Raw genomic sequence first — 26,055 nt, forward strand, 5'->3', positions numbered from 1 at the left:
GACAGGCGAACTCACCGGTACAGGAGAATTCCAGCCGAAACGTCCTGTACCCGGGAGTCTTCCTGTTCTGGGGAGACGGATGCCGCGGCGTCAGGCCGTCGGCACGTCGCCGACCCGCTGCGCGAGGGCCAGCGCGTCGTGCGGGGCGTGACCGTGGGCGTCGTTGTCGAAGTAGACATAGACGTCGCGCGGGGTTCCGTCCGCGCTGCCGTCCCGCCAGGCCACGATCCGTGCGGCCCACTCGTCCAGCTGCGCGTCGGTGTAACCGCTGGTGTAGAGGTCCTCCGCGCCGTGCAGGCGTATGTAGACGAAGGATGCCGTCGCCTCGCCGAACGCCGGGAACCGGCCCGCCGTGTCGGCCACGACCAGCGCGACGTCGTGGCCATGCAGGATCGGCGCCACCGCAGCATCCTCGTACGTCGTCGACCGCGGCTCGAAGGCGTACCGGATCGGGACGTCGCGCTCGATCTCGAGCCAGTCGCGGCCGTCGAGCCGCTCGTCGTGGCGCCGCGCGAGCTCGAGCGCCGCCCCCGTCGTGGGCGGCAGGGCGGTGAGGAACTCCTCCAGGCCCGCGGGGTCGAACTCCTCCCGCTCGGGCAGCTGCCAGAGGACAGGCCCCAGCTGCTCCCCCAGCGCGAGCACCCCGGAGGCGAAGAAGTTCGCCAGCGCCACCTCGATGCCGCGCAGCCGCAGCATGTGCGTGATGTAGCGGGAGCCCTTCACCGCGAAGACGAAGTCGTCCGGCACTGCCTGGCGCCACCGCTGGTAGCTGGTCGGACGCTGCAGCGAGTAGAACGATCCGTTGAGCTCGAGCGTCGACATCTTCTCACCGACGTAGGCCAGTTCGCGGGCCTGCGCGAGCCCCTTCGGGTAGAAGTCGCCTCGCCAGCTGGGATAGCGCCACCCGGAGATCCCGACGCGGACCCGTGCGCTCATCTCGATCACTCCCTCACCGACTCGTGCTCTCCATCCTAGAAAAGCGCGGTGCGGCATCCGCCGTCTCCCCGACACAGGAAGACTCACCGCCACAGGAGAATTCCGGCGGAAACGTCCTGTACCCGGGAGTCTTCCTGTTCTGGGGAGACGGATGCCGCGGCGTCCGTGGGCGGTCCGTCGCATCGACGGCCGGCGAGATCAACGCGCTGGCCAACCTCGCCGCACGGGATGAGCAGACCGTGTCCGAACTCAGTCGATGCATCGGGACGCCTCCGTCGACGATGACCAGCCTGCTCGACCGCCTCGCCAAACGCGGGCTGATCACGCGGCGTACACCCGAGACGAATCGGCGAACGGTCGTCGTCGGCCTCACCGAGGCGGGCCGGGAGTTGGCCGGCGAATCTCGCAAGGCCATCAGCGAGATCGATGCCGACCTGGGCGCTCGCCTTACGGCGGAGGACGTCGCGCAGTTGCGTCGGATGCTGCGGGTCCTTTCGGCGGAGTCGCCGTGAGCGCCGGGTCCGTCGATCTGGATGTCCAGTTCGACGAGCTGTACGAACAGGTCGACACGTCTTCAGGGTTCGGGCATCGTGAACACCTGCACCTCACGTGGCTCGCGATTCGCCAGCACGGCGAATCGCACGCGGTGACGATCATCTGTCACGGCATCCGCCGCGCGGCCGTCTACGCGAAAGCGCCGCAGAAGTACAACGCCACGATCTCCCAGGCATGGGTGCGACTTGTCGCCCATCACATCAGGGCGGGCCACGAGAGCGACTTCTCGGATTTCATCCAACGCAATCCCGCCCTGCTCGACAAACGGCTCTTGTCGAGGTACTACCGATCGTCGGCGCTCGCGAGCGTGGCTGCGAGGACGGGCTGGGTTGCGCCAGACCTCGCTCCGCTACCCGCCTCGTGGTAAACCAGCACCCCACCGCGCCCATATCCTGAGCGAAGAGCGGACACCGCAGCGGTTCATGACCGACGCGACGCCCCTCCAATCGGCATCAGTGCCAGAAGTGTGTGGAGAGCTTGTCGAAGACGCAAACCGATCCCCGGTCGAAGCAGCCTGAACCGGCCACCGTGCCCATCTGGATGAGGGCGCTGGTACCCATCGGCATCGGCCTCGCCGTGATCGGAGTGCTCGTGGTCGGCGCGCTTCTCCTCATCTTCTCCCTGGTGCACCGGATCTCGTCCCTCCACCCCGATGAGCCCGTTCCCGCCGGTTTCATCGGACTCACGGGAATTCAACTCGAGGCGCTGGAAGGCTTCGCGGTCGCCCCCGCCATCCTCTTTCTCGTTTCAATGTGCTTCATCTTCACCGGGCGAGCACTGTGCGGCCCCCTGTATGTGCGCGATATGAAGTGGTTCCAGGGCGGCACATTCGTCTCGATCAACCCGATTCTCGCCCCGCGACTGCATCTCATGTGGGTCGCAGTCGCCACCGCATTCTTCGTTGCCCTGGCCGTCGTTCCATCCATCAGCTCCATCCTCGGTGGGTGGCCGAACGGGCTACAGCACGACGCGTGGGAGTCCGTCACGCTCCTGCTCGCCATGTACGGCGGGTTGGCAGCCGCAATCACTGCCGTGCTGCTTGCCTCGTTCCTCAAGAAGAGCAGCTACCTGGCGATGGTCCAGGCGGAAGACCCGCGCATGCTCCAGGCGAGCAGCGGGTTCTGGCGCTGGATGACGTTCCGTTGGCGGTTCGACCTGTGGCTGGCCGGAATCGGTGGCATGGCGGTGGGAATCTCGTTCTTCATCCTGACCAGCGGTGATGTCACGGCGTTCGCCATCGGAATGGCCATCGGCGCCGTGCTGCTCGGCCTGGGTCTGTGGTGCTCGACGCAGTACTGGCGGGGCGGGGTGCCCCTCGGCGCCGGCGAGTCGTACGTGTAGTCAGCGGTAAACCGGCACGCGTTGCCAGGAAGGTGGAGAGCTTGTCGAATACTCAGACGGATACCCGACCGAAACCCCACAACCGATCGAAACGACGCACGCCCAGGGCGCCGCTGTGGACACGCGTGGTGCTGGTCATCGGCCTGGTGATCGCTGTGCTCGCCGCTCTCGCGGTGGGCGTGAACCTGTTCTTCTTCTCCCGCGTCAAAGAGATCTCGGAGTGGCAGACGGACGTGATCGTTCCGGGCGGCTTCTTCGGCCTCTCCCCCTCCGCGATCGAAGAGGCGACCTTCTTCGTCGCCGTCCCAGGCGGACTGGCGCTGCTGGCCTTCTGCTTCATCGGCACCGGATGGATCATGCGCGGCAAGGTGGGCACCCGCGAACGGGAGGGATTACAGGGCGGCACGGTCGTGTCCATCACGCCGATTCTCGCGCCGCGACTGCACCTGCTCTGGCTCGGTGTCGCCGTGGCGTTCTGGGTCGCGCTGGTGATCGTTCCGATCGTCAGTGCGATGGGCGGCGGATGGCCGATCACCGTGGACGACATGCCGCAGGGGTACGTGTGGGCCACCCTCGGCATGTACGGCGGACTGTCGGCCGCGATCGCCGGTGTGCTGCTCGCGTCCTTCCTCAAGAAGCGTCGGTACCTCGCGATGGTGGCGGCAGAGGACCCGCGCCTGCTTGAGCAGCCCAGCGGGTTCTGGCGCTGGTTCACGTTCCGCTGGCGCTTCGACCTGTGGCTGGCCGGAGTCGGTGGTCTGCTGGTGGGGATATCGCCCCTCCCGCTGACCATGGGCGAAGCACTGCCCTTCGTGCTGATGCTGGTCGGCGGCATCCTGCTGATCGGTGTCGGCGCGTGGTGCGCGTCGCACTACTGGCGGGCCGGGGTGCCGCTGGGCGTCGCGGAATCGTACGCGTAGCCGAGCAGGCCGGCGATCCGGGCTATCGTGACGACTCATGTGGGAGTCAGCCGAGCGTTTTCAGGCGATCAAACATGCGGAGCTCGCGCTGCTGGCAGGTGACACACGGCGCGACGGCGCGAAGGTCGAGGAGTTGCTGCACGCCGACTTCGAAGAGATCGGGCGGTCGGGGCGCCGCTGGACGCGCGAGCAGATGATCGCCGCGCTCGCGGCGGAGCGCGATCACGTCACGCCCGACCCGGACGAGTGGCTCTTCAACGAGGTCGCTCCGAACCTCGTGCTGGTGACCTACCTGCTTCGTACAGAGTCCGGGCAGCACAGCCGTCACTCGTCCATCTGGGACACCACCACCGGCACGCCCGCGCTGCGCTTTCACCAGGGAACGGTGGTGCCCGCCGGGCTCGACTGATCGCGCGCTGGGCGAAGCGACCGCGGTGCTAGCCTGCGAATGAGCCCGCCCAAGGCGCATCTACCCGGTAAGGGTGCGCCCTACCCGCAGTTCGGTGAGGGTGGCCGCCCGTTCGAGCCGGGCCGGGTCCGGGGAACTCACGGCGCTGCGGGCGCTGTCGGGGTTCCCACACGCCCGCCACCCCGATCGTCAGGAGCCGTCTTGTCCGCACCGTTTTCGCACGCCTTCGAATGGGCACGGCGCCAGGTCGACACGGGAGCGCTGCCGACCGCGGTGCTCGGGGTGGCCACGGCGTCCGGTATCCAGGCGCTCGACGCGTTCGGTGCGACCGGCGCCCGCCCGGCACAGGTGGACGATCACTACCGACTGTTCTCGATCACCAAGCCGCTGGTCGGCCTGGCCGCTGCGCGCATGATCGAGGCCGGGCTCGCGACGCCCGAGACGCCGCTGCAGGAGGACGTCCCGGCGTTCGGCAGGAACCGGGACGACGTCGTGCGGCTGCGCCACCTCGCCAGCCACACGTCCGGCATCGCCGAGCCGCCGATGGACGATGCCGCCGGGCTTGAGGCGGGCCTGCTCGGCCCGCGGGATTTCGTCGCGGGCAGCGCATCGCGGTACTCCACGATCGCGTTCGAGGGCATCGCGCGGATGATCCAGGCACGCACGTCGCGCACGTGGGATGCCGCGGTCGCCGATGCCCTCGATCCGGTGGGCGCCACCGGGCTCACGCTCGACGAGACCTCCAATCCGCACGAGGTCGTCGACGGGGCCAAGAACGGACTGGATCTGCCGCGGTTCGCCGCGCTGCGGCATCCGGGGGCCGGTCTTCTCGGGCGCGCAGAGGACCTGCTGCAGATCGGTTCCGCGCTGCTTCGCGACGCCGGCGAGATCGTGCGGCCCGCAACGCTCGCGATGATGCGCCGCCCCCTCACCGGCGACATTCCGCGGCTCGAGCCGTACCCCGCTTCACGCGGCCAGGACTGGGGCTTCACCTGGAACCTGCGCTCCCGCGCTCCGGGCCTCATCGACCAGGACGTGTACGGCCACGGCGGCTGGGCTGGCACGGAGTTCTGGGTGCATCCGACGGCGGGAGTGGCCTACGTGCTGCTGACGAACCGCGTGGATCGGCCGGGAGTGGATGCCGACCAGCTCGACAACGCGGTCGTGTCGGGGGTCTGAGCGCGCCGCCAGATGGGACTGAGTGCCGCGTAGGATGAACCGCGGTACCACTGGTCGAAACCCGAGGAGTCCGTCATGGCCGACGCATCCCCCTACACCCCGCCCGTCGAGGACTACGCGTTCCTGTTCACCGACGCGTTCGGGCTCGATCTGGTCGCGCGGGCCACCGCCGGCGAGCTCACGGCGGAGGACGCGACGGACATCATCGCGGGAGCAGGCGACTTCGCGGCATCCGTCATCGCCCCTCTCGAAGTGATCGGCGACACCGTCGGAGCACGACTCGTGGACGGCCAGGTGCACCTGCCCGACGGCTTCGCCGCGGCGTATCGCGCGTTCGTGGACGCCGGCTGGGTCACCGCCGAGGCGCCGGTCTCCGCGGGCGGCGACGGTCTGCCGGGTGCGGTGCGTGCGGGGCTCGGGGAGATCTGGAACGCCTCGAACGCGGCGTTCGCGCTGTGCTGGCTGCTGACGTCGGGGCAGATTCACGCGCTGGATGCCGCGGCATCGGACCGTATCCGCGAGACGTACCTCGCCAAGCTCGTCTCGGGCGAGTGGACCGGCACGATGAATCTCACCGAGCCCGACGCCGGCACCGATCTCGGTGCGATCCGCTCGATGGCCACGCCCCGCGACGACGGCAGCTGGGCGCTGCGCGGTCAGAAGATCTTCATCACGTGGGGCGACCACGACATCGCCGAGAACATCGTGCACCTGGTGCTCGCCCGCACACCCGGGGCGCCCGACGGCGCGAAAGGGCTCTCGCTGTTCGTCGTGCCGAAGATCCTCGTGAACGACGACGGGTCGCTCGGTGAGCGCAACGCCGTCACCACCGTGGCGATCGAGCACAAGCTGGGAATCCACGGCAGCCCCACCTGCGTGCTCGCCTACGAGGATGCCACCGGGTACCTCGTGGGCGAGGTCGGCGGGGGCCTGGCCGGGATGTTCGTGATGATGAACTCCGCCCGGGCGGGCATGGGTTTCCAGGCCACCGGCATCGCCGATCGGGCGTACCAGCAGGCATCCACCTATGCCGCCGGCCGCCTGCAGGGCGGTGTGCTCGAACGCCCCACCGGCACCCCGATCGCCGAGCACCCGGATGTGCGCCGCCTGCTGCTGTCGATGTCGAGCAAGATCTTCGCGATGCGGGCGCTCGGTGTCTACGTCGGCGACCTGCTCGACCGGGCGGAGTCCGACAGTTCCGTGACGAAGCTCGCCGAGTTCTTCGTGCCCATCCTGAAGGGCTGGACGACGGAGGATGCCATCGCGGTGACGAGCGACGCCATCCAGGTGTACGGCGGCATGGGCTTCATCGAGGAGACCGGCGCCGCGCAGCACTATCGCGATGTGCGCATCACCACGATCTACGAGGGCACGACGGCCATCCAGTCGAACGACCTCGTCGGGCGCAAGGTGCTGCGCAACAGCGGCGCCACCGTGGCGGAACTGTTCGGCCAGGTGGACGCGACCGTTGCGCAGTTGCGCGGGTTCGATCACCCCGTCGCCGTGCGCACGGCCGATCGGCTGCGGCGCGCCGTCGAGGCATCGAGACGCGCGACCGCCGACCTGCTCGGCTTCGCGGCCTCGCCGCGCGATGCGTATGCCGTCAGCGTGCCCTACCTGATGCTGCTCGGGACGCTGGCAGGCGGGTGGATGCACGCCCTCGCCGTGCTCGCCGTGCTCGGCCGTGGGACTGCATCGGACGTGGATGCCGCACGACTGACGTCGGCGGACTTCTACGGTGCCCACCACCTCCCCCGCGTGCACGCGCTGGCCGAGACGGTGGCCGGCGGTGAGATCGGCTGAGGCGTCATCGCGCCTTTCCTAGCGGAAAAAGGGGCGTTGCCGGGAGCCCTCATCGCGAACTCAGCCTGTGAAAAAACGACGACGGGGGCTGCGCTCTCGCGCAGCCCCCGTCGGGTGGTCTCAGCGGAGTGAGTTCGACTCTCCGCGGCACCCTCAGTTGATCAGCGGGTGCGAGCTCCGCGGCGGGTGGCGAACACGTAGATCGCGAGCACGACGATCGCACCGATGATGGAGCCGATGATGCCGGCAGCCTGCAGGAAGCCGCCTGCGGGGTCGGCTCCGAAGATCAGGAAGCCGAGGAACCCACCCACGAAGGAGCCGACGACTCCCAGGACGATGGTCATCAGGATGCTCATGCTCTGCTTGCCGGGGATGACGGCGCGAGCGATGAAGCCGGCAATGAGGCCGACGAGCAGGAGTCCAAGAATGGTCCAGAGCATGATTTTCTCTCTTTCGTCGGAGGACGCCGGCCGGTGTGCGCGGCGCCTGCAGTGACCAGTACATCTAACCCGAACCTGGGCTTTCGTTCCCAATCCACGAGATCTCTTGCTGTTCGGGATGACGACACCTATAATACCGCGCGCCTGCCGCAGCCTCAGCAGGCATCTTTCCCCCATCCGGTCCAGGCCGTGTGCTCGTGAGCGATCCAGACGCGTTCAGGATGCAGCGAGCGGATCAGTAGCTGGCCTGCGGTCTCGGGGTTGTCCAGTTCGCCGAACCACACCGCGGTGTCGCCGGCGATGATCGTCGGCCGCTCACCTGTGTCGACGACGACGATCTGCGAGCCGCGCGTGTGGCCCGGAGCCGGGAGGAGGCGAATCCCAGGAAGCAGTTCGATCTCTCCCTCGACCGGCACGTAGTGCACGCCGGGCGGGTCCACCCATTCTCGGATGGTGTAGTTGTCTTCGGCGCGGGCATCGTCCAGTTCCTGGCGCTGAACGTAGATCGGCGTGCGCGGGAAGAGGTGGTTCCCGCCGCAGTGGTCGAAGTGCAGGTGGGTGTTGACGACGATGTCGACGCTGCCGAGGTCGAACGCCTGCTCGTGCAGAGGATAGGGCCGGGGGTCGAGATCAGCTGCTGCGGGGTGGAGGTCGGTGAAGCCGGTGTCCACGAGCACTCTCGCGTCGGGATGTTCGATGAGGTGCACGTAGACGGGCATCACATCGCCTTCGGCCGTCAGGTCACCGACGTGGATGGGCGTGATCTTGATGGACGCTTTCATGATGCTTCTCCTCTGCGAGATGCGGGTGTTCAGCCCAGCGCCATCGCGGCAACCGCGAGTGTGCAGATCGCGATACCCACGCGTTGTGCCACGCCGACCCGCTCCCTGATGAAGGTGGCGGCCAGAATCACCGTGACGGCGGGGTAGAGGGAAGCGAGGACTCCGGCAATGCCGAGGCTGGTCGCACCGGTCGCGACCATGAATGCGAGCGTGGCCGAGGCACCGAGCACACCGGACGCTGTGGCCCATCCAAGCGCTCCGCGCGAGGGACGCCACGGCTGACCGAGGCTGGCGGCGGCGACCATTGCGAGGATGGCGCCGGTGGCTTGGTTGGCGGCGAGCGGCAGCAGGCCGGCACCACCGGAGATCTGGCTGAGTGCGATGAAGAGGATCCCGAAACCCACACCAGCGACGGCGCCGTCGATGAGCGATCCGCGCGCATGCACCGCTCCATCTGCGGCGGTCCCGCGAGAGACCAGCCAGATCCCGGGAAGAGCGGCGAGCATGCCTACCCAGGCCAGCCAGCCGGGGCGATCACCGAAGGCCACACCAGCCACGACGGGCAGGACCGCTGCCCCTACCGCCGAGATCGGTGCGACCAGGCCCATCCGGCCTCGGGCGAGCCCGCGGAACAGAAAGATGCTGCCGGTCGCCGAACCGACGCCCGCGAGAAGCGCCCAGACGAAGTCCGCCGGGGTGGGGCTGCCCGGCAGCATCAGGCCGCCAGCGAGCATGACGACCCCGCCGGCCACCTGCCCGCCGAAAACGATCTGCCACGGGGAGAACCGGCGCGCACCTATGCCACCGAGGAAGTCCGACGCTCCGTATGCGACTGCCGACAAGAGTGCCAGCAGGATTCCGACATTCACGGGACACAACCTAGAAGCCTCACGGTCCAGTGTTAAGGGCCACTCGTCGACCGGTTGAGTGGACCATTCGATACAATCCGCGCGTGACCGTGGATTGGGCGCGCGGAGGCCCCGACCTTCTGGTGGTGCTGGAGAGCGGCGCCGCTCCGCTCGGCGTGCAGATTCAGGACCAGCTGCGTGCGGCGATCCGGGATCGACGGCTCGCCGCCGGTGAACGCCTACCATCGACGCGTCGTCTGGCGGAACTGCTCGGCATCTCCCGTGGCACGATCGTCGACGCCTACGAGCAGTTGGTGGCCGAGGGGTACCTCGAGGCGGCGGTCGGCTCGGGGACGCGGGTAGCCGCGATACCCGACGGCGGACCCACCCGCCACTCGCTGCACAGCCGCCCGGCGTCAGCCTCGCACGCACCCCGGTCCGCCGAGGTCGACTTCGAGTACGGCATCCCTGATCTCAGGTCGGTACCGTTGACCGACTGGAGCTGGGCGGTGTCGGAGGCGACGCGGACACTTCCGACAGCGGGGCTGGGTGACGAGGTTCCGGCCGGTTCGAGGCACTTGAGAGAGGTCGTCACCGCCTACCATCGTCGCGTCCGGTCGGGCTGCGCGGTCACCGAGGACGCGGTTATCGTCTCCGGGTTCCGTCAGGGGCTGGTGTTCGCCCTTGCGACGCTGGCGCGGCACGGGATCCAGCGCATCGCGCTCGAAGATCCAGGCCCACGCGAGCATGACGTCATCGCGCGCCGCGCGGGCCTGGACGCTGTCCCGGTTCCGGTCGACGACCACGGCATCGACGTGGACCGCCTGCGGCGAACGGGAGCGCGGGCTGTCTTGGTTACCCCGGCCCACCAGTGCCCGACCGGTGTCGCACTCGGACCGTCACGGCGGCGTGAGCTGAGTGCCTGGGCAGACGAGGTCGACGGGGTGATCCTCGAGGACGACTATGACGCCGAGTTCCGCTACGACCGTCAACCGGTCGGCTCCCTCCAGGGCCTCAACCCGCACCGTGTGATCGCTCTCGGATCGGTCAGCAAGACCTTCGCGCCCGCCATCCGCCTGGGGTGGGTGCTCACACCGCGGCGGTTCGTGTCGGGGATCGTCGAGGAGAAGCGGCTCAGCAGCCGCGGAGCGCCCGGACTGGACCAGGAGGCGCTGGCGCTGCTCATGGAGACAGGCCGATTCGACCGGCACCTGCGTCGCATGCGGGAGACCTACGGCGCCCGCCGGGACATGCTGGCAACCGAGGCAGAACTCGCGTTCGGGCCAGGTCAGTTGCATGGGCTGGCGGCGGGCTGCCACGCCCTGCTGCGCCTCCCCGACGGCACATCTGAACGCGCCGTCGTGTCGACCGCGGCGACCATGGGCGTTCGTGTCAGCGGCCTCGCAAGCTACCGATTCGTGCCTGTGAACTCGGAAGCTGAATCGGACCTGCTCCCTACCGAGTTCCCGCCATCCCTCGTGCTCGGATTCGGCAACGTCGACGAGCACCAGATCAGCCGTGGCATCCGCACGCTCGCCGAGGCCGTCCACCATCACAGGACCGTTCTGTCAGGGCTCGCGCGACCTTCGCGTACGCCTGCTCCTCGCGCTCGGTGAGCGGCGGACAGGGTCCTGACGCCCGTCATCGTCCATCGCTGCATCGATTACAAATTGGTAACGACGAACCCTTGTGGCCCGTTATCTCTCCGTTATAGAGTGCTCGCACGGTAGTTGTTTTGCTGTGGCAGCTACCGACATGTGATTGCAGGACACTCTTGGTGCAAGGGACAAGGGCCGGTCGGAAGCCTCTCCGACCGGCCCTTACTCTTGCCGTCTCTTCGCGCCGCTTCCTCCCCAGGATTTTTTTGTGTGCCTTTTCCACAATGCGGGTGGGACCTGGGTTTTAGACCTCTCAATGTCGGAGGGGGTCGGCAGACTTGGGGGTATGAACGCCTCCCCGACCACCACCCCGACCGACGTGATGTCGGCGTCGGACGTGGTCGCGGCGATGGTGGAGACCGACCGGCAGCTCGCCGCGATCCAGGCCCGGCAACTGGTGCTTCTGGGCCGGGCCGGGGACATTGCGGCGGCGCAGACCGCCGCGATCCCGCTCTCGTCGCAACGGGAACGGGAACTGCCGCTGCGGTCGATCGCGGCGGAGCTCGCGGCCGCCACGCGCCGGTCGGATCGGGGGATGCAGAACCGCATCCACCAGGCCGGGGTGATGCGCGACCGGTTCCCCGCCACCGTCACCGCACTGGCAGAAGGCCGCATCGACATCGGGCACCTGCGGGTGATCGAAGAAGCCGGTGCCCGGCTCACCGACCCCGATGCCCGCGCCCTGTTAGAACAGGCCGCCCTCGCGGTCGCGGAGAAGGAGACCGCGGGGCGGGCGCGGCCGGCGATCCTCGCGCTCGCGCAACGCATCGACCCTGTTCCGTTCGTGGAACGGTATGCGACCGCGGCGGAAGCCCGTCGGGTGTGGGTGCACGACCTGGCGGACGGCATGGCCGAGCTGGGTGCTCTGCTCCCCGCGCACCTCGTCCACGGGATCATGGACCGGATCACCCAGTGCGCCCGGATGCTGCTCGCCGAAGACGGCGGCACGGCGACCAACGACAGCGCCCCGGATGCCGCGGGTGAGGCCCAGCCGGTCGACACCCGCACGATGGACCAACGCCGCGCCGACGTGCTCGCCGATCTGCTGCTCACCGGGCACGCGACCGCGGAAGCGTCCGACGGGACCGTCTGTGAGACGGATGCGATCGTCGCGCACATCCAAGTGACCGTGCCCGCTGCGACCCTGACCGGCGCGGACGTGCCCGCCACCTTCGTCGGGCACGGGCCGATGGACCCGGGCACTGCCCGCCACTTCGCTTCCCACGCCACCGCCTGGGACCGGTTGTTCTACGACCTCCGCACCGGCGCGATCGACAACACCGACACCTACCGGCCCTCCAGGGCGCAACGCCGGTTCCTGCGGGGCCGGGACGAGCACTGCCGGTTCCCCGGCTGCCGCGCCGCAGTGTGGCACTGCGACATCGACCACACCGTCGACTACGCCCACGGCGGCCCCACCCGGGTGTGCAACCTCGCCCACCTGTGCAAACGGCACCACATGCTCAAACACAACACCGCCTGGACCGTGGAACAACACCCCGGCGGGATCCTGGTGTGGACCAGCCCCACCGGGAGGGTCTACCCCGACATCCCGCAGCGCACGCTCGAATTCATCGCCGCCGCCAGCAGCGGCGCACCCCCACCGTTCTAGGTGCGGGGCACCCGCCCGCCTATCCGGCACTGCCGGACGGCGGGCCGTTGGTGCGGGGGCGCGGGGTCAGACGCCACCACCGCCACCACCACCACCACCGCCACCGGCGGAGCCGCCACCGGACGAACCGCCCGAGGTCGACGACGACGCCATCGCCGCGGACGACAGCGAGGCGATGCTCGACGAGAACGTCGCGGCGTTGAACGCCCCGGTGCCGTAGTACCAGGCGGGGGTCACTCCGGCGGCACCGTAGAACACCATGAGCTCATCGGCCCACTTCTTCTCCTGGCCGAACACGACGGCATAGGGCAGCAACGACTCGTAGAGGTAGATCATCTCGCGCGGATCATCGACATTCACCGGCCGCCGCTCGGCACCCATCGGCGACTGCAGCATGCGGATGCGATCCGCCTCCGCCCAGTCGATGAAGACCTTCAGCCCGGCAAGGTGATCCCGCACCTCAGCGCCAGCCGCAGTCAGCGGCCGGTGCGATACCAGAAACAGCACCAGCACGAAGGCCGCAGCGGCGAAGAGGATCAGCAGGAGCGGCCCGACGGCCATGACCCCGGCATCCAGTGCCAGCACGCCGAAGACGACCACGAGCGCCGCAGCGGTCACGACCGCCACCGCGGGCCACACACGGGCTGCGACGGGCACCGGCCGCCGCAGGCCCTGGCGATCCAGTTGCTCGCTCGCGGCCTTCAGGATCTTGGATGCCACCTTCGACAGGCGGGTGTCCTGCGTGCCGAACTCGAAGGTGGCGCCCGCGGGCGTGGTCGCGCCGAACAGGCCGTCCAGCAGCATCTGCCCGTCCCCGTCCGCCAAGGACCGATCGACCAGCTCCACCTGCATCTTCGAGCCGCCGAACATCTTGTGCGACCCCTCAAGAATGCGGATCGACCCGACGATCGCCTGCTCGAGCACCTCGGCGGGGATCGCCTTCGTCGTCTTGCCCAGCAGCACCGCGCTCTCCAGCGCATCGATCCCCGGAGGTGGGGTGTACTCGGCGATGATCGTGGGCCGACCCTGCTCATCGCGCATCCAGCGCCGTCGCGCCCAGAAGGCCCCGCCCAGCGCGGCGAGCAGAGCGACCATGGCACTGCCCTGCGCCCAGCCCCACTCCGACGCGAAGAACGACGAATCGAATTCCGCGAAGGTGTCGGGCTCGAACCCCACCGCGACGGTCATCGTCTCGTGGGGGCCGACGCCGGTGGCATCCGCCGTCACCGCCGTGTCGCCGCCCTCCCCCCGCACCACAGAGACAGTGCACTGCTGGGTCGACCCCTGCGCACCCACATAACAGGCCTGCTGGCCGGTCAGGGCATCGGCCAGCGTGGCATCCACCTTGACCGTCGCCGTCACACGTCCGAACGACTGCGGCCAGTCGACGCCGTTGACGTCCCAGTAGAACTCCTGCCCGCCGTCGTCGAAGGTCCACGTGACATTCTCGAGGTCGTACGTGAACACGTAGGTCTGCACGCCGTGCACGAAATCGTCGGCGCGCGAGGTCATCTCGTACACGCCGTCATCAGAATCGGTCTCGGACGGCCGCTCGGCCCCGTTCTCGTCGGTGATCGACACGAGCGACGGGTGCAGCGGCTGCCCGTTGTACGACGACGGGATCGCGCGGCGCATGCCCCGGTTCTGATCGATCTCGGGGAAGATGGCGGTGAACGTCTCGACCACTCGCAGCCGGCTGGTGCCGTCCTCGGCGCGGGTGAGCGTGTAGTCCACGTCGAGCGTGTCGAACGTGAAGTCGTCGACGTCAGCGGAAACCGCCCCCGGCATCGGCCCGGCGGCCACCGCGTCGGCTTGAGCGGGAAGAAGTGCCCCGGCGGATGCCACCGCCATCACCGCGATCGCTCCGAGCGCGACACTGATTCGTCTGACGATCCGCATCATGGTGCACAGCCTATTGGGGCTTACAGTGGTCCCCATGACCGACCGTCACCTCGCCGTGGACGCGTGGGAGGCGCTCTTTCGGGCGCAGCATGAGGTGTTCGAGGAGATCAACGTCGATTTCCAGGATGCCGAGCTGTCGCAGGCCGAGTACGACGTGCTGCTCACCGTCACCCGCTGCGCCGACCTCAGCGCCAGACTGCGTGAAGTCACCGCCAACATGCTGATCAGTCAGCCGAGCGTGTCGCGCCTGGTGGACCGGATGGTCGTGCGGGGCCTCATCACGAAGTGCGCCGACCCGAACGACGGCCGCGGCGCGGTGGTGCGCGCGACGCCGGAAGGAACGGCGATCTTCCGCCGACTCGCGTCCGCCCACGGGCAGCGCATCGCCGCCCGCATGTCGGTGCTCGACGACGACGAACTGCGCCAACTGCGCGACCTCGCCACCAAGCTCCGCCACCGCTGAGAAACCGCGCACTACGGAGTTCGCCGTCGCAGCGTGAGCGGTGCGAGCACGAGGAATCCGACGGCGAACGCCACGACGATCAGCAGCGGCCCCCACAGGTCGCTGCCGTCCTCCCCGGCGGTCACGGCGTTGATCGCGTCGACGGCGTGACTGAGGGGCAGGAACTGGCTGATCGTGTAGAGCGCGTCCGGCATCTCATCGCGCGGCATGAGCAGCCCGCCCAGGATGATCTGCGGGAACACCAGCAGCGGCATGAACTGCACCGCCTGGAACTCGGTGCGCGCGAAGGCGCTTGCCAGCAACCCCAGCGCGGTGCCGAGGATCGCGTCGATCACCGCGACCAGCCCCAGTTGCCAGAGCGCTCCGTCGACCTGCAGGCCGCACACCCCGACAGCGAACCACACCGTCACCACCGCCTGCAGCGTCGCCATCAGCCCGAACGCCAGCGCGTAGCCCAGGATGAAGTCGGCCTTGCCCAGCGGCGTCGTCATGAGCCGTTCGAGCGTCCCCGACCGCCGCTCCCGCAGCGTCGTGACCGAGGTGATGAGGAACATCACCACGAACGGGAACAGCGCCAGGATCGGCCCGCCAAAGGTGTCGAACACCCCCTCCCGGTCGTTGAACAGCCAGGCGAACAGCCCCACCAGCAGACTCGGTGCGACCAGCATCAGCGCGATCGAGCGAGGGTCGTGGCTCAGCTGGCGCAGCACCCGCCCCGCCGTCGCGAACGTCCGAGCGGGATTCATGCCGCGCTCCCGCGACGGCGCTCACGCCGCGGATGCTCGTCCGCACCGCGGACGTCCAGCTCGATCAGCGCCAGGAAGGCCGCGTCGGGATCGGCGGCGCCTGTCATCTCGAGCAGCCCGCGCGGCGTGGTGTGCGTCAGCACCCGCCCATCGTGGATGAGCACGACATCGTCGCACCGCATCGCCTCGTCCATGACGTGGCTCGACACGATCAGCGTCGCACCGGCATCGGCCAATCGGCGGAAGATCGCCCACAGGCTCTGGCGCAGCATCGGGTCCAGGCCCACCGTGGGCTCGTCCAGCACCAGCACCTCGGGCGAGCCGAGCATCGCGACGGCGAGCGAGACCCGGCTGCGCTGCCCGCCTGACAGCGCCCCTGCCAGCTGGGTGCGCCGCCGGGTGAGGCCGACGTCGGCGATGACGCGAGGAACCTCGGATGCCGCGACGCCCAAGACCCGCGCGGCGTAGCGCAGGTTCTGCTCCACCGTGAGGTCGTCGTACACCGACGCGCCCTGTGTCGAGTACGCGACGCGATGGCGCAGCGCAGGGGCGCCGGCGGGTTCGCCGAGCACGGTCACCGTGCCGCCTGCGACGATCTGCACCCCCACGATCGCGCGCATCAGCGTCGTCTTGCCGCCGCCGCTGGGACCCAGCAGCCCCGTGATGCGCCCGCGTGGGATCTGCACGTCGAGACCATCGAACACCGTGGTGCGGCCGCGCCGCACCACCAGGTCGCGCACGTCGACTGCGGCATCCGCATGCGTCGTCATACGCCCATCGTGGCCCTGCCGTCGCTCACATGCGAGAGGTGCGCTTCACCAGCGGTTGTGCACCTCTTCGGCCCAGCCGAGGATGTCCGCGAACGCGACGGTCTCGCCGTCGTCGGTCGTGAACGTGCCCGACCAGTGGCCGAAGCACTGCTCGGTGCGGGAGGACAGCACGACCAGGTCGGTGCTGCCGACCTTGCGGTAGAACGGCGCGAACGTGGCATCCAATCCCCCGCCGGTGATGCGCCACGGCCGTCGCCACTGGGCGAGGTCGTACTCCCACACCAGATCGTCGTGGATCTTGTGCAGCCGACCGTCGACGAGCATCGCGTTCTCGGTGCTGCCGGAGCCGTCGGTCCACTTGCCACCCACCTGCACGCCGATGACGCGACCGCCCGAGACTCCCGACCCGGCGCCCCAGTTCCATTCCACGTCGTACGGCCAGCGGCCACGACCGTGGTCGAGTACCGCCCAGGACTGTCCCGCCGGCACGTCGGAGGTGACCCCCTCGACGGTCACGGTGCCGACTGCGGGGCGCGCGAGGTCCTTCACGGTGTACTGGAAGCGCCGGGAACTCCACGGCACGACGACGGCGAGGCGCTCGTGGCCGTCGGGGAGCTCCGCGACGACGTCGAACGAGACGCCCGCGATGCGCGCGCGCAGCCGGGTGCCGCCCGGCACCTCGTCGATGTCGATCTCGAGGCCCTTGGCCCGTGCGCGCGACGATCCCTGCTCCAGCCGTGGCGCCAGCGTCACACCGCGCGCGGGGATGACGGTGGCCTCGGCGTGCCAGGTGCGCTCGGTGGCACGATCGAGCACCCACACCTCGTGCACCGCGGCGTAGTCGATCGACGACACCGTCAGCGCCAGGATGTGCGTCGGCGTCGTGACGTTCCAGTACTCCCAGCGCTTGTTGCGCCCCCACGAGCGGGTGTGCACGCGGGACGCGTCGACCAGCGGCTGTCGCGCCCACCCCACCGCCGCACGATTGAGCACGCGGCCGTCGCCGGCGGTGAGGGAGACGGGCTCGGTCAGTTCACGCAGGGTCACGCGTGCTCCTCTCGCACCGCGGCGCGGGTGGATGCCGCCTGGCGCAGTCTGTCGTTCATCGCCCGGACGGCGAGTTCGTCGACCTTCACGAATCGGCGGTCGTAGGTGACCATGCCGTTGACCTCATCCTCGACGTCGGTCAGCTGCGTGTAAACGGTCGCCGCGAGCCCGCGTGCGATCGCCGGCGCGATCTCCCGGTCGTGCAACCGCTCGATCGCGCGCAGCAGCGCGGTGCGGGAGCGGTAGCGGCGGTACCCGAAGACCTTGCGCGTCCAGGTGTGCTGCGGCACCGCCAAGCTGTAGCCGCCGTATTCGGTGACCGCCAGCACGCGCCGGTCGCTCCCGCGGGGCACGCGCACCGGGCGGAAGTAGACGTGCAGGCTCCGGAGGTCCCCGGCATCCTGGTCGTGCCAGCCACTGGCGTGGTCGGTCGGCCGCGTGGGGTCGAGGTGGCGCAGGAGCACCGCGATGCGAGCAGCGTCGAACTGCCCCCACCCCTCGTTGAACGGCACCCACAGCGACAGCGACGGCACGCTGCGCAGATGCTCGACCATCTCGATCAGCTCGACTTCGAACCGCTCGCGGCCGACGGCATCCGCCCTCCCGAACCGGGCGTGCCGGGTGTCGTCGAGCGAGGGTGCGCCGAACACCGGCGCGGTGATGATGCTCGGCCGGTAGCGGGTGCCGCCGTTGACCGCGTCCTGCCAGACGAGCATGCCGAGGCGATCGCAGTGGTGGTACCAGCGGAGCGGTTCGACCTTGATGTGCTTGCGCAGCATCGTGTAGCCCAGGCGCTGGGCGAGGCGGATGTCGTACTCCAGCGCGGCGTCGCTCGGGGCGGTGTACCCGCCGTCGGGCCAGTAGCCCTGATCGAGCAGCCCGACCGGCAGATAAGGTGCACCGTTCAGCAGCAGCCGCGGGTATCCGCGATCGTCGACTCCGACGCTGAACGAACGCAGGCCGACGTAGCTGCGCACCGCATCGTCGCCGAGCGTCACCGCCACGTCGTAGAGGAACGGATCCGCCGGCGACCACGGCCGCACCGGCACCGGCAGGGCGACGCGGGCGGCGCGACCCACCGGCACGGTCGCGGTGGCCACGACGGCGCCCTCCGCAGAGATCTCCACGTGCGCTGCGGCGTCCGCACCGTGAACACTCCCGACCGTGATCTCCACCGCGCCGTCGGCAAGATCCGGGGTCAGCACGAGGGCGTCCACCGCGACGCGCGGCACCACCTCGAGCCACACCGTCTGCCAGATGCCCGACTGCGGCGTGTACCAAATGCCGCCGCGGCGACTGGACTGTTTGCCGCGGGCGAGCCATGCGGCATCCGTCACATCGCGCACCGCGAGGGTGAGTTCGTGCTGGTCGCCGCCGGCGAGCGCCGCGGTGACATCGATCGTGAAGGGCAGGTAGCCGCCGGTGTGCCCGCCGACCTCGACGCCGTCGACGGCGACCCGGCACGACTGGTCCACCGCGCCGAAGTGCAGCAGGACGCGTTCGTCGGCGGCGCGTTGCGGCAGCGTGAAGGCGCGCCGGTACCAGAGCGTCTCGGCGGCGCCGAGCGCACGGCCCACGCCCGACAGCGGCATCTCCGGCGAGAACGGCACCACGATCTCGCCGTCCCACACTGTCGGTGCGGCGACCGGGTCGGCGACGTCGAGCGGGTCGGATGCCTGGAACCGCGTGATCGCGTACGACCAGACACCGTTGAGGTTCGTCCAGCCTTCGCGCACCAGCTGCGGCCTGGGATACTCCGGCAGCGGCGCGTCCCGGTCGAGCCGCTCACCCCAGGGGGTCAACATCGGTGCACTCATGCGGCATCCACCTCCTGCGGCAACCGCCGCAGCGCGAGCATCGGCACCACGACGAACAGGGCCACCAGGGCGGCGGCCGGGAAGATCCAGGGCGTGGGCACCTGCTTGACCACACCCAGGTCGACGTACGTCTCATTCGCACCGATGATGACCGCCGAGCCGATGAAGGGACCGATCACCATCGGGATCAGCACGACGAAGATCATGCGCAGGCCCTGCACCATGCCGATGCGGTCCGACGGGGTGGCATCACGCACGCTCGCCGACAGCGACGCCGTCGACAGCATGAACCCGCCCATCATGATCGTGCCGAACAGGATCACGCTCAGCATGTCCCGTACGACGAACATGCCGGCCAGCCCCACGATCATGAAGAACACCGCCGGCAGGATCGCGCGCGTCTTACCGACCCGGTCGACCACCCGCCCGCCGACGATGCTGATCACGGCGGCGAGGGTCAGTACGCTGCCGAGGATGATCGCGTAGCCGTCGATGCGCAGGTACCGCTGGATGTAGATGATCAGGTACGGGAAGAACACTTGGGAGCTCGTGCCGACGACGGCCCACGCCACGAGCAGGATGTACAGCCGCGGATGCGCCCGCAGCGTCGACGGCCGGAGGCCATGCACGAGCGCGCGCAGGTAGCCGTCGGAGGGCGTCCGGATGTCGGGGGCGTCGCGCACCAGGAACCAGGCGAGCACGCCGACGGCCGCGGTGGCGAGGCCGATCATCCCGAAGAACAGCTTCCATTCGCCGGCCTGGGTGAGCCCGTCGAGCAGGCCGAACACCAGCAGCATCGCCATGAGCGGCAGCACCGACAGCACCGAGTCGACCCGGCCGCGGTCGGCGGGGGTCGTCGCATCCGTCACCCACGCATTGAACGCGGCGTCGTTCGCGCCCGAGCCGAACATCGACATCACGCAGTCGAGCAGGATGATGGCCACCACCGCGGTGCCGACCAACTGCGCGGCCTGCGCGCCGGCCGAGGGCTGCACGAGCCCGAAGGTCGCCGTCGTCAGGCCCCACAGGATGTAGCCGATCGCGATGAACGGGCGCCGCCGGCGCACCCGATCCGACCAGGCGCCCACGACCATCGTCGACAGCGTGGCGGCGACGGCGGATGCCGCGACCAGCACCGCGATCACGGTGGGATCGGTCGTGATCGTGTCGTACACGAACACGTTGAGGTACATGTTCTCGACGGTCCAGGCGAGCTGCCCGACGAAGCCGACGAGCACGACGACCCACCAGGTGCGGCCTGCCACGCGCGGCAGCCGTACGCGTGCGGGCGTGGGGGTGGGGACGGACATCGGCTTCCTCGCTGACGGACCGGAATTCGGGTGCATCGATCCTATGCGGCGCGCGGCCGCGGCATCCGTCAGCACTCGATGACGTTGACGGCGAGCCCGCCTTCGCTGGTCTCCTTGTACTTCGTCGACATGTCGATGCCGGTCTGGCGCATCGTCTCGACGACCGCGTCCAGCGAGACATAGTGGGTGCCGTCGCCTCGCAGTGCCAGTCGTGACGCCGTGACGGCGGTGGACGCCGCGATGGCGTTGCGTTCGATGCAGGGGATCTGCACCAGCCCGCCGACGGGGTCGCAGGTGAGCCCCAGGTGGTGCTCCATCGCGATCTCGGCGGCGTTCTCGATCTGGCGGTTCGTGCCGCCCATGACGGCAGTGAGCCCGGCGGCAGCCATCGCACACGCGGAGCCGACCTCGGCCTGGCATCCACCCTCGGCGCCCGAGATCGAGGCGTTCGCCTTGAAGAGCGACCCCAGGGCCGTGGCTGTCAGCAGGAACCGGCGGATGCCGCGGCGGCGATTCGCGTCGGCGAGCGCCGGGGCATCGGCCGCCGCTGCGGCACCCTCCGTCGACGGGTGGAAGCCCAGCAACGCGCTGCCGACCAGCTCGCCGTAAGGGGTGACGGCGTTGCCGGAGCCCAGGCCCGAGTCGGCGAGGAACCGCCACCAGTACATCGCGACGGCCGGCACGATGCCTGCCGCCCCGTTGGTGGGCGCGGTGACGACGCGGCCGCCGGCGGCGTTCTCCTCGTTGACGGCGAGCGCGAACGCACCCAGCCACTCCCCCGGCAGTTCGCGTCGGCCCCCGGCTTCGGCTTCATCGAGCTGGGCGCGGATCGCGCCGGCGCGACGCTTGACCTTGAGCATGCCCGGCAGCACGCCGTCGGCCAGCAGGCCCGCCTCGACGCACGCGGTCATGGCATCCCAGACGGCGTCGAGGCCCGCGGCGACCTGCTCCTCGGTGCGCAGGGCCTGCTCGTTCAGGCGCGCTGCTTCGGCGATGGTGATGCCGCGTTCGTCGCACAGCGCGAGCAGTTCTTCGGCGCTGTCGTAGAGCAACGGGAAGGGACGGCTCGCGACCGGTGGCGGCGCCCCATCGCGGCGGATGAAGCCGCCACCCACGGAGTAGTACGTCTCCTCGGCCACGGCTTCGCCGGTGGCATCCGTCGCCGTCAACGTCATCGCGTTCGGGTGCCCCGGCAGCCGGGTACGGGGGGCGAAGGTGATGTGGTCCTTCGTGAACGGCACCGGATGTGTGCCGTCGAGGTGGAGGTGCTGCCCCTCGGGCCAGTTCGTCCAGGCGTGGCGCACGGCGTCGGGGTCGACGGTCTCGGGGGCGTGGCCCTGCAGCCCGGCCACGACGGCATCGGGCGTGCCGTGGCCGATGCCGGTGGCGCCGAGGGAGCCGTAGAGGGAACAGGCAACGCGCGCGACGCGGGGCAGCCCGTCGGAGTCTCGCAGGCGGGCGGCGAAGTCACGGCCGGCCCGCATGGGACCGACAGTGTGGGAGCTCGAGGGTCCTACTCCGATGGAGAACAGCTCGAACGCCGATACATAGGCGCTCACGCCTCGAGCCTACGACCTCGAGGCCTCTCGGGCGGGTGTTCAGGGACGCTGGAACGCGATGAGCCCGACGAGGTTGCCCTCGGAGTCCCGCAGGAAGGTCTGCCATTCCTCATGGCCACTGGGTCCCAGGGTGTCATCGTCGTGACGGAAGATCACGTGCGGCGCGGTGACGACCTCCACCCCGGCGAGGCGCTCCAGGGTCTCGTGCACGTTGTCGACGTGCAGGTAGATCAGCGCGGACGGCGCACTGCGGTCCAGCAGCAGACGCACGCCGTCCAGGTCGAAGAAGAGCAGCCCGGGGTCGTCGAAGCGCGCCCTGGGCTCAGTCTCGAGCAGCGTCGAATAGAACGCCTCGGCACGGTCGAGGTCGTCGGCGTGCTGTGCCACCTGCTGCAGTTTCATGTCGGGCAGTCTCCCATGCGCTGTCGGAAGAGAAGGAGCCCCGGACGGGCGGTCCGGGGCTCCGTGGCGTCGTTGCGACGCGTTACGCCTGGTGCGACTCGCTGACTTCGAGCGTGGGGCTCGAGTCGTCGGTGGTCACTTCCACCTTGCGGGGCTTGGCCTTCTCGCTGACCGGGATCCTCACGCTCAGCACGCCGTTGCGATACGTCGCGGCGATGTGCTCGGTGTCGAGTCCCTGCCCGAGGCTCAGCTGGCGCAGGAAGCTGCCGGCCTCGCGCTCCCGGGTGATCCACTTCACGCCTTCTCCGACGTTGAGGGTGCGCTCGGCGCGGATCGTCAGCAGCTGGCCGTCGACGTCGATGTCGACCGAACCCGGGTCGACGCCCGGCAGATCGGCGGCAAGCACGTAGTGGTCGCCTTCACGGTAGAGGTCCATCGGCATCTGCCGCGGGCCGCGACGCGTGGGGTCCATCAGGTTGGTCGCAAAACGCTCCAGGTCGCGGAGCGGGTCGTAGGTCGCCATTTCGTCTCCTCTCGAGCGGTGCCGGACATCCGGCATCCATAGGTCTCTAAACTTGAGTCTCCTTGACTCAAGTAAGTCCAGATTAGCACTCGGCAGCGAGAGTGCCAAGGGGTTAGCGGGGCCTGGCAGCCGCCTCGGGATCGGGTCCATTGACCGACCGGCCACCGTCGACGGGGAGGATCGCGCCGTTGATGAAAGCCGCCGCGCCCGACAGCAGGAACGCCACGACTGTGGCCACCTCGTCGGCGGTGCCGGCCTGGCCGAGGGGTTGCAGTTCCGCGAGCTGTGCGTCGACCTCGGGGTGCGTGCTGCGGTACTCATCGAGCCGGGCCGTGGCGATCGCGCCCAGCGCGACGGCGTTAGTCCGGATGCCGTTCGGCCCGTGATCGACCGCGACCGCCCGCGTGAGTCCCTCGATCGCGGCCTTCGCCGTCGCGTAGGGCAGTGCCCCGCGCACCGGGCGCTGCGCCTGATGGGAGGAGACGTTCACGATCGCGCCGGGGCGATCGCGGTGGGTGAAGTGGCCCACCGCTGTGTGGCAGCCGGTGACGGCAAGGCGCAGGTTCGCGTCGATGAGGGCGAGGATGTCGGCGGCGGTCGCCGTGGTCAGGGACGCGTCCCGGAAGATCGCGGCGTTGTTGACCCACCCCGCCAGCGGCGCGACGGACTCGGCCTGCTCGGCCGCACTGCTCGCGATGGCCGGATCGCCGGCGTCCCCGGTGACGAGTTCGGTCGAGGGGCGTGCCGAGTCGCCAAGTGTGTCCGCGGTGTCGATCACGACGACGTGCCCGTCCTGCGTGAGCCGCGCGGCGATGGCGGCGCCGATCCCCCGCGCTCCCCCGGTGACGACGAACGACCGCTCCGAACCCTGTTGGCGCGACATGGCATCCATTCAACCCAGTCGCGGTGCGCGTGTCAGCCCGGGAACAACGAAGGCCCCGCGGTGACCGCGGCAATACTGTCTCAACACAGTGTGCGCCCGAAGAGACTCGAACTCCCAACCTTCTGATCCGTAGAGGGAACGGGTGGCACTACGACCACCAACGGCTACCCGCTCCGACCCGCGTTCAGCCCCGTATTTCCGCCCTTCCCGGCGAACTCTCGGAGGTCGTCGCAGGCCGTCGTGGGAGCGCGCCGGAGCTGTTTCCGAGCTGATTCACGTCCGCAGACCTGCGGCATCGAGCTTGCGCAGTAAAGCCGAGGCAATTGAGAGATGGTCCAGACAGGTGTCGGGATCATCTGGAATGTCGACCTCGTGGCCGCGTGGATTCCGAATTCCAGACTGGGCACCCGCGAAGATGTATCGATAGCCGAACTGCTCGTCACGGTCAGAGTCCGTTGTGGCGCTGTTGATCTGGAGCGCCGGGCCATTCTCATCGAATGCCTTCATCATCAACGCATTGCCCGTCAGGCGACGGAGGCCGCTGAGTCGCTTCACTTCTTGTTCGATGAACTTGAACGCGGTGAAAGTGGCGTCATCGAAGTAGCCATCGTCGTATTGTCTGCGCACCTTCGCGGGAAGGTCGGGATGGATGTTGCGGACCTCGAACGGGTGCAAGTCTGCTGGCCGCTCCTCGACTTCAACCGCTTGCGCGGGATAGGCCCGCGCAAGCTCTTCAAGATCGTCTAGGTTCACGCCGGGTACAGATGCTTCCGGATGCTCGCGAACATCGCGTCGTACTCTTCCGCCGTCGCTCCGACCGGCACGTTGATCTCGACACGCACAGAGAGCCCGATCGGTCCACCATTGGACACCCCGTGGTTCAGCATCGGACTACCTGAGGGCTGCTGGTTAACGTCGTTCTTCGGCGGCGCATCGCTGGCGGCAGCGGCCTTCTTTGGTGGCGTCTTCGCGGGGCTCTTTACCGTTGGCTTCGACACTGGCCGCGCTTCAACAGGAGCACCATTGCCCGACACACCCGCGAGGGTGAGGAATGTAGACGCCTGTCGCCCGCCGATCAGGTCGGTCGTCTTGTCGACCATCCGGAACCAGTGCGACAGCGATTCGCGACTCGCTACCCAGGCGTCGGGTCCCAGCTCGTCAAACACCGGCTTGTAGGCCTTCTGAAGCAGCGCAGTCAGACCCTCGTGAAAGTGCTCGTCACTCCCATAGAAGGCATTGGCAGCTTCCTCGACCTTCGCACCCCCATCGTCAATCAGTCCGAGGAAACGCAAGACGTTGATGAGGTAGGACTCGTTACCAGGTGCAATTCCCATGCGCTTGAAATAGGCGGCGTCGACGGCGCTGGGGAACGATTTACGGAATTGTTCCAAAGTCTTTATGAGCGCGCCAGGGCCAGATATGTACGGATAGGTATTGGCCAAGGTGTCCTCCATCGGGCGCGGGCGAGATGACCGCATTTTCGCAGACCACTCGGCGATCCGCGGGACCCCACGCTGGGCGTAGGCGCACGAGAACGGCGCGGTCGGGGCAACTTCCCCTACCGCGCCGTTTGCGTTGGTCTCTGGCCATCCTCGCCACGAGGGCAGGCGGTTAGGTCACTCCACCGTGACGATCACGTCGAGGCTCGCGACGTTGTCGCCGGTGATCTCTTCCGCCGACACCAGCGGTCCCGTCAACAGCTCGCCAGCCGAGCCGATACAGGCCTGAACGCTGTCGGGCTGATTCCTCGCGATCGGCAACGTGATGGACATCTCATAGGTGCCCTTGAGCGGCGTGCCCTTGTCCGAGAACGGCCCGAAGGAGACCTTGCCGTCTTCGAGCGTTCCCTCGTCCTGAGCGAAGTACCCGCCCTCCACGAAGAAGCTCGCGCCCAACGCCGCGCCATCCGGAAGGTTTGACGCCGCGTCGATTGTGATGCCGCCGCTCGCATCGACCACCAGTTCGTAGGTGATCGTGACGTCGATTGGCGTCGGTGGGCACTCTGTGACCTCCTCAGAGGGCGCGGTCTTGGGTGGAGCGGAGGCAACGGGTTCGGAGGTCGCAGACGGTGTTGCCGGGGTGCTGGGTGCGCAGGCGGACAACGCAAAAGCCATCACGACGACGACGGCAAGCTTCGGAGCGAGTCTCAT

At 68.7% G+C, this 26,055-nt stretch carries 27 protein-coding genes; 10 read left to right on the top strand and 17 right to left on the bottom strand.

What is annotated here, in order from left to right; all coding sequences use genetic code 11:
• Nucleotides 1–90 precede the first annotated feature (90 nt).
• Nucleotides 91–936 carry a DUF72 domain-containing protein gene (locus NQ151_RS08200; protein WP_257527683.1) on the bottom strand — a complete coding sequence of 282 codons (846 nt, stop codon included), beginning with the start codon at nt 934–936 and terminating at the stop codon, nt 91–93.
• Between the two features lie 23 nt (nt 937–959).
• Between NQ151_RS08200 and NQ151_RS08205 the strand changes: the two genes are divergently transcribed.
• The 7 genes from NQ151_RS08205 to NQ151_RS08235 all read left to right on the top strand — a co-directional run bounded on the left by NQ151_RS08205 (nt 960) and on the right by NQ151_RS08235 (nt 7,143).
• Nucleotides 960–1,448 (top strand): MarR family winged helix-turn-helix transcriptional regulator, encoded by a 489-nt coding sequence (locus NQ151_RS08205; protein WP_257527684.1) that lies wholly within the window; start codon nt 960–962, stop codon nt 1,446–1,448.
• Entirely contained in the window at nt 1,445–1,858 is a 414-nt protein-coding gene (locus tag NQ151_RS08210; RefSeq protein WP_257527685.1) for a hypothetical protein, read from the top strand. The genes NQ151_RS08205 and NQ151_RS08210 overlap by 4 nt, the downstream gene beginning before the upstream one ends.
• 110 nt (nt 1,859–1,968) lie before the next feature.
• Complete coding sequence (locus NQ151_RS08215; RefSeq protein WP_257527686.1) at nt 1,969–2,832, top strand: hypothetical protein; 864 nt, start codon at nt 1,969–1,971, stop codon at nt 2,830–2,832.
• Nucleotides 2,833–2,960: 128 nt separating this feature from the next.
• Nucleotides 2,961–3,752 (top strand): hypothetical protein, encoded by a 792-nt coding sequence (locus NQ151_RS08220; protein WP_257527687.1) that lies wholly within the window; start codon nt 2,961–2,963, stop codon nt 3,750–3,752.
• 37 nt (nt 3,753–3,789) lie between these two features.
• Nucleotides 3,790–4,161, top strand: coding sequence for a nuclear transport factor 2 family protein (locus NQ151_RS08225; protein ID WP_257527688.1), 372 nt, complete (start codon nt 3,790–3,792; stop codon nt 4,159–4,161).
• Between the two features lie 201 nt (nt 4,162–4,362).
• Nucleotides 4,363–5,340 carry a serine hydrolase domain-containing protein gene (locus tag NQ151_RS08230; RefSeq protein WP_257527689.1) on the top strand — a complete coding sequence of 326 codons (978 nt, stop codon included), beginning with the start codon at nt 4,363–4,365 and terminating at the stop codon, nt 5,338–5,340.
• Nucleotides 5,341–5,415: 75 nt separating this feature from the next.
• Nucleotides 5,416–7,143, top strand: a complete 1,728-nt coding sequence (locus NQ151_RS08235) for an acyl-CoA dehydrogenase family protein (protein WP_257527690.1) — start codon at nt 5,416–5,418, stop codon at nt 7,141–7,143.
• Between the two features lie 161 nt (nt 7,144–7,304).
• Here NQ151_RS08235 and NQ151_RS08240 read toward each other — a convergent pair whose 3' ends face one another.
• The 3 genes from NQ151_RS08240 to NQ151_RS08250 all read right to left on the bottom strand — a co-directional run bounded on the left by NQ151_RS08240 (nt 7,305) and on the right by NQ151_RS08250 (nt 9,234).
• Nucleotides 7,305–7,583 carry a GlsB/YeaQ/YmgE family stress response membrane protein gene (locus NQ151_RS08240; protein WP_257507812.1) on the bottom strand — a complete coding sequence of 93 codons (279 nt, stop codon included), beginning with the start codon at nt 7,581–7,583 and terminating at the stop codon, nt 7,305–7,307.
• Nucleotides 7,584–7,738: 155 nt separating this feature from the next.
• Nucleotides 7,739–8,365 (bottom strand): MBL fold metallo-hydrolase, encoded by a 627-nt coding sequence (locus NQ151_RS08245; RefSeq protein WP_257527691.1) that lies wholly within the window; start codon nt 8,363–8,365, stop codon nt 7,739–7,741.
• A gap of 29 nt (nt 8,366–8,394) precedes the next feature.
• Nucleotides 8,395–9,234, bottom strand: coding sequence for a DMT family transporter (locus NQ151_RS08250; protein ID WP_257527692.1), 840 nt, complete (start codon nt 9,232–9,234; stop codon nt 8,395–8,397).
• 83 nt (nt 9,235–9,317) lie between these two features.
• On the opposite strand from NQ151_RS08250, the gene pdxR reads away from it, so the two are divergent.
• Nucleotides 9,318–10,829 (top strand): MocR-like pyridoxine biosynthesis transcription factor PdxR, encoded by a 1,512-nt coding sequence (gene pdxR, locus NQ151_RS08255; protein ID WP_257527693.1) that lies wholly within the window; start codon nt 9,318–9,320, stop codon nt 10,827–10,829.
• A gap of 328 nt (nt 10,830–11,157) precedes the next feature.
• On the top strand, nt 11,158–12,483 hold the full coding sequence (locus tag NQ151_RS08260; RefSeq protein WP_257527694.1) for an HNH endonuclease signature motif containing protein: 1,326 nt from the start codon (nt 11,158–11,160) through the stop codon (nt 12,481–12,483).
• 66 nt (nt 12,484–12,549) lie between these two features.
• On the opposite strand, the gene NQ151_RS08265 is transcribed toward NQ151_RS08260, so the two are convergent.
• Nucleotides 12,550–14,385 carry a DUF2207 domain-containing protein gene (locus NQ151_RS08265; RefSeq protein ID WP_257527695.1) on the bottom strand — a complete coding sequence of 612 codons (1,836 nt, stop codon included), beginning with the start codon at nt 14,383–14,385 and terminating at the stop codon, nt 12,550–12,552.
• A gap of 34 nt (nt 14,386–14,419) precedes the next feature.
• Between NQ151_RS08265 and NQ151_RS08270 the strand changes: the two genes are divergently transcribed.
• The gene (locus NQ151_RS08270; RefSeq protein WP_257507806.1) at nt 14,420–14,848 is read left to right on the top strand and encodes a MarR family winged helix-turn-helix transcriptional regulator; all 429 of its coding nucleotides are present in this window, start codon (nt 14,420–14,422) and stop codon (nt 14,846–14,848) included.
• Between the two features lie 11 nt (nt 14,849–14,859).
• Here the strand turns inward: NQ151_RS08270 and NQ151_RS08275 are convergent, their stop codons facing one another.
• From NQ151_RS08275 to NQ151_RS08330, 12 genes are all read right to left on the bottom strand, one after another.
• A complete protein-coding gene (locus tag NQ151_RS08275) occupies nt 14,860–15,594 on the bottom strand; it encodes an ABC transporter permease (protein ID WP_257507805.1) in 735 nt (244 codons plus the stop codon).
• The gene (locus tag NQ151_RS08280; protein ID WP_257527696.1) at nt 15,591–16,364 is read right to left on the bottom strand and encodes an ABC transporter ATP-binding protein; all 774 of its coding nucleotides are present in this window, start codon (nt 16,362–16,364) and stop codon (nt 15,591–15,593) included. Before NQ151_RS08280 ends, NQ151_RS08275 begins: the two co-directional genes overlap by 4 nt.
• Nucleotides 16,365–16,409: 45 nt before the next feature.
• Entirely contained in the window at nt 16,410–17,411 is a 1,002-nt protein-coding gene (locus NQ151_RS08285; protein WP_257527697.1) for a DUF2804 domain-containing protein, read from the bottom strand.
• The gene (locus NQ151_RS08290; protein WP_257527698.1) at nt 17,408–19,228 is read right to left on the bottom strand and encodes a glycoside hydrolase family 2 protein; all 1,821 of its coding nucleotides are present in this window, start codon (nt 19,226–19,228) and stop codon (nt 17,408–17,410) included. The genes NQ151_RS08285 and NQ151_RS08290 overlap by 4 nt, the downstream gene beginning before the upstream one ends.
• Nucleotides 19,225–20,538, bottom strand: a complete 1,314-nt coding sequence (locus NQ151_RS08295) for an MFS transporter (protein ID WP_257527699.1) — start codon at nt 20,536–20,538, stop codon at nt 19,225–19,227. Before NQ151_RS08295 ends, NQ151_RS08290 begins: the two co-directional genes overlap by 4 nt.
• A 68-nt stretch (nt 20,539–20,606) precedes the next feature.
• On the bottom strand, nt 20,607–22,097 hold the full coding sequence (locus tag NQ151_RS08300; protein ID WP_257527700.1) for an L-serine ammonia-lyase, iron-sulfur-dependent, subunit alpha: 1,491 nt from the start codon (nt 22,095–22,097) through the stop codon (nt 20,607–20,609).
• A gap of 39 nt (nt 22,098–22,136) precedes the next feature.
• A complete protein-coding gene (locus tag NQ151_RS08305) occupies nt 22,137–22,499 on the bottom strand; it encodes a VOC family protein (protein WP_257507799.1) in 363 nt (120 codons plus the stop codon).
• An 82-nt stretch (nt 22,500–22,581) separates the two neighbouring features.
• Nucleotides 22,582–23,022: an Hsp20/alpha crystallin family protein gene (locus NQ151_RS08310; RefSeq protein WP_257507798.1), complete on the bottom strand. Its 441-nt coding sequence runs from the start codon at nt 23,020–23,022 to the stop codon at nt 22,582–22,584.
• 112 nt (nt 23,023–23,134) lie between these two features.
• Nucleotides 23,135–23,905: an SDR family NAD(P)-dependent oxidoreductase gene (locus tag NQ151_RS08315; RefSeq protein WP_257527701.1), complete on the bottom strand. Its 771-nt coding sequence runs from the start codon at nt 23,903–23,905 to the stop codon at nt 23,135–23,137.
• Between the two features lie 273 nt (nt 23,906–24,178).
• Nucleotides 24,179–24,658, bottom strand: coding sequence for a TIGR02391 family protein (locus tag NQ151_RS08320; protein ID WP_257527702.1), 480 nt, complete (start codon nt 24,656–24,658; stop codon nt 24,179–24,181).
• The gene (locus tag NQ151_RS08325; protein WP_257527703.1) at nt 24,655–25,359 is read right to left on the bottom strand and encodes a DUF5343 domain-containing protein; all 705 of its coding nucleotides are present in this window, start codon (nt 25,357–25,359) and stop codon (nt 24,655–24,657) included. The genes NQ151_RS08320 and NQ151_RS08325 overlap by 4 nt, the downstream gene beginning before the upstream one ends.
• 162 nt (nt 25,360–25,521) lie before the next feature.
• On the bottom strand, nt 25,522–26,055 hold the full coding sequence (locus NQ151_RS08330; protein WP_257527704.1) for a hypothetical protein: 534 nt from the start codon (nt 26,053–26,055) through the stop codon (nt 25,522–25,524).

This window comes from Microbacterium sp. zg-YB36 (genome assembly GCF_024623575.2).
Taxonomy (GTDB): domain Bacteria; phylum Actinomycetota; class Actinomycetes; order Actinomycetales; family Microbacteriaceae; genus Microbacterium.